Genomic DNA, 12,320 nt, shown 5'->3' on the forward strand with positions numbered 1-12,320 from the left:
ATGTAAATATAAATGTACACCACCCGTAACCCTCATTTGACGCCCTCGTACTTTTCCCTTACCCTGCGCGGCATAATTGCATACAACTATTCGTAAATTCAGAGGGAAGCGTGAAGAACAGGACTCTTGGCAGTGTTTTTATCGTGGCGGGAACCACAATTGGCGCAGGAATGCTGGCGATGCCGCTGGCTTCCGCCGGGGTGGGCTTCGGCGTCACCCTGCTGATGCTCGCCGGCCTCTGGGGGTTGATGTGTTACACCGCGCTGCTGCTGGTTGAAGTCTACCAGCACGTCTCCGCCGACACCGGCCTGGGCACCCTCGCCCGGCGTTATCTTGGCCGCCCGGGGCAGTGGCTCACCGGATTTAGCATGCTGTTCCTGATGTACGCCCTGACCGCCGCCTACATCAGCGGCGCAGGTGAACTGCTGGCCGCCAGCCTCAGCCAGTGGCTTTCAACCTCCATTTCAGCAACTTCAGGCGTGCTGCTGTTTACCGTGGTTGCCGGGGCTATTGTCTGTATCGGCACGCACATGGTGGATATGTTCAACCGCGTGCTCTTTACTGCAAAAATTGTCCTGCTGGTCGTGATGCTGACGCTGATGATGCCGCATATTCACCACACCAACCTGTTAACCCTGCCGATTGAAAAGGGACTGGCACTTTCCGCCATTCCGGTGATTTTTACTTCGTTCGGCTTCCACGGCAGCGTGCCGAGCATTGTCAGCTATATGAATGGCAACATTCGCAAACTGCGCTGGGTCTTTATCGTCGGCAGCGCCATTCCGCTGGTGGCCTATATTTTCTGGCAGCTTGCTACCCTTGGCGCGATTGATTCCGCCACATTTACCGGGCTGATGGCCGAACACTCGGGTCTTAATGGTTTCCTGCAGGTTGTGCGCCAGGTTGTGGCTACGCCGCATGTTGAGCTGGCGGTTCATCTGTTTGCCGATTTCGCGCTGGCAACCTCTTTCCTCGGGGTTTCTCTGGGGCTGTTTGACTACCTTGGGGATTTATTTGCCCGCAACCGCAAAGCCTCAGGCCGCCTGCAAACCGGGTTGATGACATTCCTGCCACCGCTGGTGTTCGCCTTGTTCTACCCACAGGGCTTTGTGATGGCGCTCGGCTATGCTGGCGTGGCGCTGGCAGTGCTTGCCCTGCTGGTGCCGTCCATGCTGGTGTGGCAGAGCCGTAAACAACACGCGGATGCAAAATGGCGCGTGGCAGGCGGCAAACCTTTACTGGCCCTGGTCTTTGCCTGCGGTATTGCGGTTATCGTTATTCAGTTCCTGATTACCGTCGGCCTGCTGCCGGAAGTCGGCTAATTCTGCTTCTCAGACCGCGAGGCACTCTCCTCGCGGTTGCCTGAATCCTTCGCATCATCTCCCTCCCAATCATCAGGATTTTGTATATAAAACCAGTGCTTATGTAAGCAGAGTTAATATTGTAAATGCTAATTATTGTCATTATCATCTCAATTCCCATTATAAAATCGCTTCAGCATCGACAATAAACATCATGACTCGCATTCCATTTGCTTCTACTTTCGTTCGCCAGGCGCTGTTAAATTCAAAATTACTCATTCTTGCAACATTCGTCATCGGCGGGCAGGCCAGTGCCGCCGACAAGCCGAAGGAAGACACGCTAACGGTGGTGGCAAACGCCAACCCGGACGGTTCCCCGGCAAGCTACACCCAGGATGAATCGTCCATCGCCTCGCGCAGCAAAACGCCGCGCAGCGAAATTCCGCAGTCCGTCAGCGTGGTTACGCCTCAGGTTATTGATGACTACGATGTCACTTCGCTAAATGACGCCATGAAGTTTGTCAGCGGCGTAACCCAGAGCAACACGCTGGGCGGTATAGAAGACGGCTTTGTAAAGCGCGGCTTTGGTTCCAATAGCGACGGCTCGGTGTTTATCGACGGCGTGCGCAGCAACCAGGGGCTGGCGATGGACTCCAGCATCGACCACGTTGAAGTCCTGAAAGGCTCAGCCTCTCTGCTGTACGGCATTCTTAACCCAGGCGGCGTTATCAACCTGGTCAGCAAGAAACCGCAGTACAGCTGGAACACCCACGTCAGCGGCACGAGCAGCAGCAACGGCGGGGGCTCCGGTATGGTTGACGTTACCGGGCCGCTCGGCAATGGTTTTGCCTTCCGCCTGGTGGCGGAGCGCCAGCACGAAGATTACTGGCGCAACTTCGGCAGCGACGAGCACACGCTGATCGCCCCTTCCCTGAGCTGGTACGGGGACAAAGCCTCGTTCAATATCAGCTACGTGGAGTACAAGTTCGATATTCCGTATGACCGCGGTACCGCATTCATCAACGGCAAACCGCTCGATATTCCCTACAACCGCCGCATCGACGATTACGCGAACCACGCCTGGGGCAAGAACAAACGCCTGACAACCAACTATTCGTACAAGCTGGACGACACATGGGAAACCAACCTCAACTACGCATGGATGCAGCGCCGCTACGACAGCAACGAAGTTCGCGCCACCGCGGTCGATCCTAAATCCGGGATTGTTTCCCGCCGGGCCGACGCCAACCGGGGCTTTAACCACCAGACCGATTACGCTTCCTGGGACATCAGCGGCAGCCCGGAACTGCTGGGTATGACGCATGACATCACCCTCGGCGCGGACTACGAGCAGAACGAAACCTACAAGAAGTATTCGTACCGCGGCAAGGTGTCGAAAACCTTCAATATGAACAGCCCGGTTTACGGGGAAGCGCCGATCGTTGGCAGCAGCACATATAATGACTCCAACAGCAACTTGCGCACCAATCTCTATAGCCGCTCGCTGTTTGCCAAAGACAGCATCCACCTGACCGAGCAGTGGATTGCGGTGCTCGGCGGCCGCCTCCAGCGCTACACTCAAACCTCAAGTTCGGGTTGGGTAAAACCTCAAACTACCCTCGAGGACAGAGGCAATGCCTTCCTGCCTCAGCTGGGCCTGGTGTACAAAGTCATACCTGATGTGTCGCTTTACGGTAGCTACAGCAAGTCGTTCACCCCTTCGACGCAGACCGATGATAACGGCAACGTGGCCTCAACCGAGAAAGGCACCACCTGGGAAGTTGGCGCGAAGTGGCAGATGATGCCGCATCTGAGCAGCAGCCTGGCGCTTTATCGCATCGACGAGAAAGATATGTCGGTGTTTATTAACGGCGTCACTCGTAACATTCCAAAAGCCCGCTCCACCGGCGCAGAACTTGAGCTGAACGGTGAAATTGCACAGGACTGGAACCTGACGGCCAACTACAGCTACGACAAAACCGAGATCGTCGAAGATAACGTTAACCCAATCAACGTCGGAAATCGCCTGGTAAATGCCCCAACGACTATGGGCGGCCTTTACCTCAGCCACACCCTGCGCTTCTCCTGGTTGCCGGGTGAACTGCGTCTGGGCGGCGGCGGACGTTACGTGGGAAGCCGTGCGGGCGATCCGGAAAACAGCTTCACCATGCCTTCCTATACCGTGGCCGATGCGTTTATCGCGTGGGACAGCAAGCTTATTGGCAAAAACACCGAGCTGAAACTGAACGTAAAAAACCTGTTTGACCGGGAATATTACGAATCAAGCGCCGGTAACCTGCGCGTGATTGAAGGCGAACCTCGCACCGTATACCTGTCCGCAAGCGTGGATTTCTGAGATGAAAAAGTCGCTATTACTTGCGGCCCTGCTGGCACTCAGTGCCGGCGCTCAGGCCAAAACCATAACCGATATTCTCCAGCGTAAAGTCGACGTGCCGGACAATCCGCAGCGCCTGGTGGTCGGCGAAAGCCGCATGATCTATACCCTGGCGCTGGTTGAGGACGGCAACCCGGCTAAACGCATCGTCGGCTGGCCTGCGGATTTAAAGCGCCTCGACCCGCAGACGTGGAACCGCTATAGCGCGGCGTTCCCGCAAATTAAAGATATTCCGATCATTGGCAATAATAACTTCTCGCAGATAAGCGTTGAGAAAGTTATCGCCCTGCGCCCGGATCTGGTCATCCTCCCGATTTATGCCAAAAAGGAGAGCAACCACGACAGCTTCCTCGCCCAGCTGACTCAGGCGCATATTCCGGTCATTTATGTGGATTTCCGCGTCGATCAGTTAAATAACACAGTTCCGAGCCTGCGTATTCTTGGCGAGGCGCTGAATGACGAAGTGAAAGCGGAGAAGTTTATCGCCTTCTATCAGCGGCATATGGATAAAATTGCCAAACGTTTAGTCGATGCCAAACCGGTAAAGCCAACGGTGATGCTCCAACTGCACCTTGGCGATAAAAGCGACTGCTGTACTACCGTCGGGCGCGGCAATCTGGCCGACCTGCTGGCCTTTGCCGGAGGCGACAATATTGCGGCAAGCCGCTTCCCCGGCGTCTACGGCAAAATCGCCCCTGAAGCCTTGCTCACCGCGAACCCTGATATTTATATTGCCACCGGTAGCGCCGGACCGCAGCAGGACGGCAGGCTACAGCTTGGCTCCGAAGTGACGTCGGCTCAGGCGCAGCAAAGTTTTACTCAGGTCGTTGGGCAGCAGAAGATTATTTCCGGCCTGAGCGCGATTGAGAACGGCAATGCATGGGCGCTGTGGCACAATTTTTATCTCTCACCGTGGCATCTGCTGGATGTGGAGTTCTTCGCCAAAACCTTCCATCCGCAGCTGTTCGAAGATATGGACCCGCAGCAAACCCTCGATGAGATGAACCGCGAGTTTCTGACGGTGAAAGAAACCGGAACCTACTGGATGAAGCTGAAATAATCCTCCGGCGGCCCGGGTTCGGGCCGCTACATTTTAGGGTTAAGAATGGCCGCGATTTGCTCGCCGCTAAGCGTCAGGCCAAAGAAGCTGCGGTAAAAATCTCTGGTCTCTTTTTGCATATCCACATCGCTGAATTGTTCCGGGTAAAGTTTTTTTGCCAGCCACAAAAACTGTAGCGCCTCTTCACTCGTTTCCCGGCACCACCAGAACATCCCTTTGGGATTCACATAGACGCGATGATGAAGCACCGCATCAACACTTGCCCACTGCGGGGAAGAGAGGATCTCGTCCGCATCTCGCTTGTTCATCGCCACTATAACTGCGGGATTGGCCGCAACCAGTTGCTCCATTGAGACTTCGCCTGGGCGATTTTTCCTGCCATCAAACCAGTTTTCAGCCACGTTTTTGGCCCCGGCCAGATCCATCCAGTCCTGATTGAGCGACGGCCGCCCTGTCGTGGTCAGCGGGCCACCCATGCTGTGATACACCGTCAACCGCTTATCATCGGGAACGTTCTGAAGGCGCGTTTTGACCAGGGCCACATTGCGGTCGAAATAGCGCTGATACAGGCTGGCTTTTACTTGCGCATCCTCACCCAAAGCGTCCGCCGTTTGCTGCACCCTACGCGTTAATGCCTGCATGGAATTAGCCTCAAAAGCCAGCACGCGTACGCCAGCCTGCTCCAGCGTTTCCTGCCGGGGTATTTGGGTGCCTTCCGGGATAAATACCAACTGCGTCCTCAAGGCAATAAGCTGCTCCGGGTCGAGTTCTCGCCCGCTATTCATACTGACTATTGGCACATTTTTAATTCGCGGCAGGCTCTGACTAAACAGCGGGATTTGCTGAGCAATCTTCGACGTGCCGACAATGCTGTCGCCGTATCCCAACATGGTAATAATGGTGTTTTGTGCCGGCCACGGCGAAGCAATTCTCAGCTCGCCGTGAGGAAGAGCAGCTCTCACGCTGCCCGTAGATAACGCACAAACTCCCATCGCTAATGCAAGGAAAATGCGCTCAAGTTTCATTTTGTCACCCGTCAGAAATTGAAAGTGACAGAGGCGCGAACCTCTCGCCCGTTGCCGAGGAATGCGCTTGGGGAACCGCCGTCACCGTCGGTGCCTGACGGGAAGATCGAGGCCCAATAATGCTCATTGGTCACGTTGTTCACCGCCACGCGCAAGGTGGTGGGGACTTTTTGGAACGTTGTGGAGTAGCGTGTGCCGAGGTCAAGCGTGGTATAGCTCCCCGCCCAGGAGGTGTTGGTATCATTCGCAGCACGTTTACCGGTGTAATGAACGTTGGCGCTGTAGACCCATTGCGGGAGTGAAGGCAGGCTGTATTCTGCCAGCAGGTTGGCCTGCACTTTCGCGACACCGACAACTCGTTTGTCGCTGGTGCTTTGCGAAACGGTATCTTTTAATTTCGGATTAAGGAAAGTTACACCGCTATAGATATTAAGCCCCTGCCAGGCTTTGCCGGTAGCCGTCAGTTCAAGGCCGCTATTCATCTGCTCGCCTTGGTTTTTATAAACCATATCAGCAGCATCCACAAAGGCGAACGGCCGTTTCAGGCTAAACAACGCCGCGCCGAGATTCATCCCGCCGACATCCGCCTTTAAGCCAATTTCATACTGCTGGCTGCGATATGGCTCCAGCGTTTGCCCTTCGTTTTTAACACCCATCCCTGTTGGGGCGGTTCCGCCCTGCTCCAGCGAGTCGGCATAGCTGACGTAGGCCATCAGCTCGGGAGTAATTTTGTACATCAGAGCCGCATTCGGGCTTAACCCGCTCTGATCGTTCTGCCCGGTTTTTTGCCCCTGTTTATTAAAACTTTGCGTCTGTATCCAGCTCTGGCTGAGGTAGAACATGGCAGACCACTGCGGGTTAAAAGTCGCCGTATCGCCAAGAGTCACGCTCTGCTGGCTATTTTCGCCGGATTTGTAGCGCGCGCCGTGTTTATTGATACGCCCGTCGGAAGGCTCTGCCATCGGCGTGGGGTGATACATGTTAGAGCTGCCAAGGTTATAACGCGTGTTGGCGCCTTTCCCGCTGTATAAAGACCAGATATAGCCGGTGGTGGAGAGCGCCAGATCGTGCTCAATTGAGCCGGTATCGGCATGGCCGTTAAGCGTCAGCGTATTGCTCAAAACACGGAAGCGGCCTGCCGCGCTGGAATCACTCAACGAGCGGGAGATATCGCCTTTGTCATTCAGAATGGTGCTGGAAACCGAGCGCATGGCACGATCGGCCTGCTGCCAGCCTACACCGGCAGTTACCGACCAGTCATCATTGAGGTAATGAATCAGGCGCGTACTGACGGTATCGGTGGTGAGATCGTTCCCTGCGCTGCTAAGCGCCAGATTTTTGTTTTTCGGATCCGGTGCCGAAGGGAGTTTGACGTTCGGGCCGTAGCTAAAGCCGCCCGGATTCCCTTTTTGCACCATCTCGTAGTGGCTGGCGTCCAGTTGGAGCTGGGTGCCGGGCCGGATATTCCAGTCAAAGGCGACGGAGAGCAGCTTGCGTCGTAACGTGCTGTCGTCGATGTTGCCTTCGCCCTCCTCGTTCAGCAGGTTTACGCGATAGCCAAAACGATGCTCGTCATCGAAGTGGCCGCCCAAATCCGCATGCCCGCTAAAAGCGCTGCGGCTCTGGTAGCCCAGCGTCACGTTATTCAGCGTTTCTTCCGTTGGCCGCTTAGCGATAAAGTTAAATTGCCCAGCAGGACTCGCCGGGCCATACAATGCTCCGGTCAGGCTATTTAGCACATCCAGGCGCTCCAGCATTTCCACCGGGAAAGCCGTCGTGGAGACAATATTCAGACCATCAAGTCGGCTATTGGAAACAACATTACCCTGCATACCGCGGCTTTGCGGGCGGCCAACATCCATGCCACCACGCGCCTGCATTTGCGTACTCGGAGAATATTTTAATAATTCACTGACGCTTTTTGCCTGCTGATTCTCAATCATCTGTTGAGTCACGGTGGTTGACGAATAAGGCGTATCTATCCAGGCTTTATTTCCCAAAGGCCCAACGTCAATATCCGCCGTTTTAAAACCAGCACCAGCCGCATTATCTTCCGCGACGGCGGATGTAGCGGTGACCAGAATCTGATCTTCTTGCTTGCCGGATGTTTCCGCTTTTTTATCCGCAGCACCTGCGCCCGGGCTAACCAGAGACGTGAAAAGCGGCAATGCCACTGCCGACTTGAATAGAAACTTCATTACGCACCTACCGTTATATAAATAACTATATTTCGAAGGCGTGCGATACTAAGCGCCCAAAAGTGACAGGCAGTTGATCGAGATCAGATTGGCTTCGATTATGCGTTAATTACTCCCTTGGGATTACTGTTCTGAACAAGGAAAAATTGGAAATAGCGTTTTTGTTTTATCAAAACCTATTAATAAAAAGCCTTAAGGTAGCGGCTAAAATAATCAAAAAATCGTCTGCCATTTTTGATAGTTGCTTCTTTTTTCCGACCGGTAGAAAGTAAGGTCAGGCATAACATCCCATGAGGAACAAATGACCCCATCAAAACCGACTCTTCATTTGCTGTGCGGCAAAATTGCCGCAGGCAAATCCACGCTCTGCGCGCACCTTGCGGTTTTGCCGAATACCGTTGTAATAAGCGAAGATAGCTGGCTTGCGGCCCTGTATGGCGAGCAAATGCAGACGGTTGCCGATTATGTGAACTATTCGGGCAAGCTTAAGCAGGTGCTGGCGCCCCATCTTGTTTCGTTGCTGAAAAATGGATTATCGGTAGTGCTGGATTTCCCGGCCAACACGCTGGCTACACGCCAGTGGATGAAAACGCTTGTTGACTCTTCCTGCGCAGACAACCGCCTGCATTTCCTTGATGTCCCGGATGAGATTTGTCGCGAAAGGCTGCGCGCCCGCAACGCCAGCAGAACCCATGATTTTGCCGCCACGGACGCGCAGTTTGATTTGATTACCCGTTATTTTGTTGCTCCGGGTGAAGAAGAAGGCTTTAACATCGTAAGATATGAATGAGATTAAAGCCTTCTCCAGGCACGGTTATTCCGCCTCTATTATCAGGTGATAACATCTGCAATAGAGGTTTTGTGATTTTTTATTTCTTCCAGGATCTTATTGAAATCATCCTCACTCATAGCATTAAACCGTGCCTTACTTTCGGCGCTGGCATCAAAAAAGTAATGCTTGCCATTGTTTATATCAATGGGGAAAAAGATTGTGAAGCGTCATCCCACAAAATATTTTCGAGATGAAGATCGTCATGCGTTATTCCAAGGCTATCAAGCCTGTTGATCATATCAAAAAACCTTTGCTCTGCATCATGCGGTAAACAGCCAGCAGGCAAAGAATCCAACGTTTTCCCCGGCACACGGAGCATTCTTATGTAATGATCTCCATGCTCATCTATCAGCAGCGATGCCGAGTCCTCACCGTGATAGAGTTTAAACATAGCCGTTTCATGCCTTGCCATTTCTGGTACATCATCCATAGTTTCATTATGATAACGTTTGATTAAATACTCTTCATCGTCGGCATCTATATAAACATCTCCTACTTCACCGCTACCGATAAGATCCCCAAAATTGAATGTTGATTCTTGTTTGGGATGACCGGGTTCAAAATGAGCTCTTTTAGAAGTCACTGCGGTGACACCAGGTTCGCCTGTCACAGATTTTCTTTTTCCTGTGCGCGGTTTGTTATCAACCCCATGCTCATCGGCAAAAGACTGCTTATGTATTATCGCTTGTTTCACCGGCGAAGGAGAGCGTGGAGCCGTACCCTTAAGCTCCTCCGGCACGTTGCTCAATCTATTGATTTTAGAAGTGAAAGAACAGTTCAGGCTAGCGTCAGACATATGTTCGTCAGATGTTCTTTTAACTTGTGAGATACTACCGCTCTGAGCTATATTATTTTGTTGCTGACAAACTGCCGCTCGTCCCGTTGTCGTTCCCGGCAGCAAGGCTGAATAAGGCATGTGTCGCTCCTTTTCTATCATGACGCATTATTATCGGCCAGTGTATTTATCCACTAGCGCATAAATTATTGCCGCCGTTTCAGCATCTATTTCGCCAGCGTAATCACTCTGGCGGAAATGGAGCTGGAAGGCCTGAAACAATAACGTTTTCCCTTCATCTGTACCGGCACCGGATACGTCATAGCCGTAGGTGGCAAGTTTTTCTATTATCTCACTCTCCGCCGGCATTTGAGCGGTAAACTGGCGAAGATAACTATCTTTAATATCTTGCTGATACCATGCCCCTACGCCTGCCTCACTAAATTGTTGCCAGGGGAATGCCGCACCGGGATCACTTTTACGGCCGGGGGCAATATCTGAATGCCCGACAATATTATTCGGTGAAATATCCGGGTAGCGCTGGAGGATATTCAGGCTGAGTTGCCTGACGGCTTCTATTTGCTGTTCATTAAAGGGAGGGAAATTCAGATTACCCTGGCCATCATCCGAGGCAAGATTAACAATCTCAATACCTATCGAGGTGTCATTAATATTGCTCCGTCCGGCCCAGTTGCTGACGCCCGCATGCCAGGCCCGCTCTTTTTCATCAACAAGGTTAAAGATGCGCATATCGTTGAAACCTGCGGCAAGATAGGTTTTGTCCGTAGGATCGGGTATCAGATAATGGGCACTTACGCTATTCCCGGTTAGCGAGGTTACTGAGTCAGCGAAATTCTGCGCCGTGTAATGCATAACCAGAAAACGAACTCTGGGATTGTAACTTTTGACGGAACGGTATGCGTTATAGTCAATTTTGACCGGTACTGGGGGGTTAAACTTCACTTCCGGGCCAGCCTGTCCGGCATGTTTTAACTGGCTCAGTGAGGATTTTGTCTCTCCGGTGCTCTGTTTGTCATCCGGAACGCCTGGACCCTTTTGCATACCGGGAACGACACCGGCAGCTATTTTATCTATCGGCATGTTTAAGCACCTTTGTTTTCAATAAGAGGTCGCCCCTGTTGTTCAGCAATCTCAACCAAAACGTTAAGCTGCCGATCTTTCTGAACCATAAAACCACTGCGGGTGTTGCGCATATCGGTGACGATTTTCTCAAGACTAATTTTTTTATCCTGTTTATCCATCGCCATTGCGGCAATAATCTGCCCGGTGCGGCCTACTCCGGCCCGACAATGCAGAACCGGTAACATTTTATCCGGGTCGTTGGCCGCGCGACTGCCTTGTTCCTTAAGTTTTGTAACCCCATTATCGGTCCATTTATTAATTGTCCGGGCGAGCTTTTTAGTTAACCTCGAACTTAAAGCCGTTTTATCTGGCCAATTGTGCACATGTAAAACATGGGTTGAGATGCTCTTATCATAACCGTGGATATCCAGGCGATAAACATTTGCTTCGACGCCATTGCCTAATAATTCTGTCTTCATTAATGTGGATTGCGTATTTACCCCGCAAGGATATCTATTCGACGTGCTGAAATAGTCCGGCATTTGATTGCTACTATCATCGATTTCCTGACGTGATGCCAGAACAGCCATCACAGGTGTGCGGTTATCAACCAGCATCTTTAAATGGTTTTCAATTTGATGTTTTAATGGGTATTGACAGGCAATGGCGAGATTATTTTCATTAACTACGACTCTGTTTGCATTGAGATTATTGCCAACACGAGTAAAAACATCTGCCCCGATGTCTTCAAAACGGTTAATCCTGCATTCATCCGGCACCTTATCGCTTTGCGCCGGGCTTGACAGGAAATATCGACCAAAGTTACGACGGGCACTCGGTAGCAACTGTTGCTGTAATTCTGTTAGTCGTGTCTTCAAAATATCACGATCGCCAGGAATGTTTTTTTCTGGAATCTGGATTTTCTTTAGATCCCAAATAACATTGTAAAGTACATCATATTTTTCACCTTTACTTACCTTCCTTCCCATAAACTCAATGATTTTATCTCTATTGAATCGAGATGAAGATTGTCTTGCACAGAGCAGCTTTTCTGCAAAACGAATATTTCCGGGCGATCTTCTGTTCTCAGCCAGCATAACAGCTGATGTAACATTCCTGAATAAATAAGCTTTTATACCAAGAGATATATTATTCATTTCAATCCCCATTTAATCTTAGCAATTCACATTGCGTGTGTAATACGAGATAACGAACCGGGATGAATGTTAAAGGTTAGGGGCTGGTTTTCTTGCATAAAACGATGTTTTACTATGAATAATATAGATATAAGCCCCCGTTGCAGGGGCCAGTCACGATAAAAACTACAGGCTATAACCCGGTTTTTTCAATAGAGAATCCATTTCAGGGGCAAGCTGCGTGTCCCAGACCTCCTCTTTCCAGCGCGCCTGCTCAATCATTTTTAGCGCCACGGACAGCGACTCGTCCTTGGAGCCAAAATGCTTTTTCAGCACATCACACATTTCGCTGGCAATGGCCTGCTTCTGCTCTTCGCTCAGCTCACGGGGAAAACATTTGATTTCGATATGCGGCACGTTGGCTCTCCATCTTGTTGTTGAACAGTAGTTTTACTGCTTATTGAACGAGTGAAGCAAGCGGCACAGAGAAGAAAGGCCAGAAAAGCTGGCCTTTA

Annotated in this window: 10 protein-coding genes; 4 read left to right on the forward strand and 6 right to left on the reverse strand. The window is 51.5% G+C overall.

Annotation, left to right across the window (positions count from 1 at the left end; translation table 11 throughout):
* The first annotated feature begins 110 nt into the window (after positions 1–110).
* From tyrP to FOC35_RS20135, 3 genes are all read left to right on the forward strand, one after another.
* Entirely contained in the window at positions 111–1,322 is a 1,212-nt protein-coding gene (gene tyrP / locus FOC35_RS20125) for a tyrosine transporter TyrP (RefSeq protein WP_172569968.1), read from the forward strand.
* Between the two features lie 193 nt (positions 1,323–1,515).
* A complete protein-coding gene (locus tag FOC35_RS20130; RefSeq protein WP_172569969.1) occupies positions 1,516–3,657 on the forward strand; it encodes a TonB-dependent siderophore receptor in 2,142 nt (713 codons plus the stop codon).
* Between the two features lies 1 nt (position 3,658).
* A complete protein-coding gene (locus FOC35_RS20135) occupies positions 3,659–4,756 on the forward strand; it encodes an ABC transporter substrate-binding protein (RefSeq protein WP_172569970.1) in 1,098 nt (365 codons plus the stop codon).
* A 26-nt stretch (positions 4,757–4,782) separates the two neighbouring features.
* Here FOC35_RS20135 and FOC35_RS20140 read toward each other — a convergent pair whose 3' ends face one another.
* Both FOC35_RS20140 and FOC35_RS20145 read right to left on the reverse strand, forming a co-directional pair.
* Entirely contained in the window at positions 4,783–5,781 is a 999-nt protein-coding gene (locus tag FOC35_RS20140) for an ABC transporter substrate-binding protein (protein WP_172569971.1), read from the reverse strand.
* A gap of 11 nt (positions 5,782–5,792) precedes the next feature.
* Positions 5,793–7,979: a TonB-dependent siderophore receptor gene (locus FOC35_RS20145; protein ID WP_172569972.1), complete on the reverse strand. Its 2,187-nt coding sequence runs from the start codon at positions 7,977–7,979 to the stop codon at positions 5,793–5,795.
* A 301-nt stretch (positions 7,980–8,280) separates the two neighbouring features.
* Here FOC35_RS20145 and FOC35_RS20150 point away from each other — a divergent pair, with 301 nt between their 5' ends.
* Positions 8,281–8,769, forward strand: a complete 489-nt coding sequence (locus FOC35_RS20150) for an ATP-binding protein (protein ID WP_172569973.1) — start codon at positions 8,281–8,283, stop codon at positions 8,767–8,769.
* A 178-nt stretch (positions 8,770–8,947) separates the two neighbouring features.
* Here FOC35_RS20150 and FOC35_RS20155 read toward each other — a convergent pair whose 3' ends face one another.
* From FOC35_RS20155 to pptA, 4 genes are all read right to left on the reverse strand, one after another.
* Complete coding sequence (locus FOC35_RS20155; RefSeq protein WP_172569974.1) at positions 8,948–9,727, reverse strand: hypothetical protein; 780 nt, start codon at positions 9,725–9,727, stop codon at positions 8,948–8,950.
* 30 nt (positions 9,728–9,757) lie between these two features.
* Positions 9,758–10,687, reverse strand: coding sequence for an N-acetylmuramoyl-L-alanine amidase (locus FOC35_RS20160; protein WP_254065321.1), 930 nt, complete (start codon positions 10,685–10,687; stop codon positions 9,758–9,760).
* A 2-nt stretch (positions 10,688–10,689) separates the two neighbouring features.
* Positions 10,690–11,826: a protein-tyrosine phosphatase family protein gene (locus tag FOC35_RS20165; RefSeq protein ID WP_172569975.1), complete on the reverse strand. Its 1,137-nt coding sequence runs from the start codon at positions 11,824–11,826 to the stop codon at positions 10,690–10,692.
* Positions 11,827–11,991: 165 nt separating this feature from the next.
* Positions 11,992–12,222 carry a tautomerase PptA gene (pptA, locus tag FOC35_RS20170; RefSeq protein WP_016536442.1) on the reverse strand — a complete coding sequence of 77 codons (231 nt, stop codon included), beginning with the start codon at positions 12,220–12,222 and terminating at the stop codon, positions 11,992–11,994.
* Positions 12,223–12,320 lie beyond the last annotated feature (98 nt).

Source organism: Cedecea sp. FDAARGOS_727 (genome assembly GCF_012273235.1).
Classification (GTDB): domain Bacteria; phylum Pseudomonadota; class Gammaproteobacteria; order Enterobacterales; family Enterobacteriaceae; genus Cedecea; species Cedecea davisae.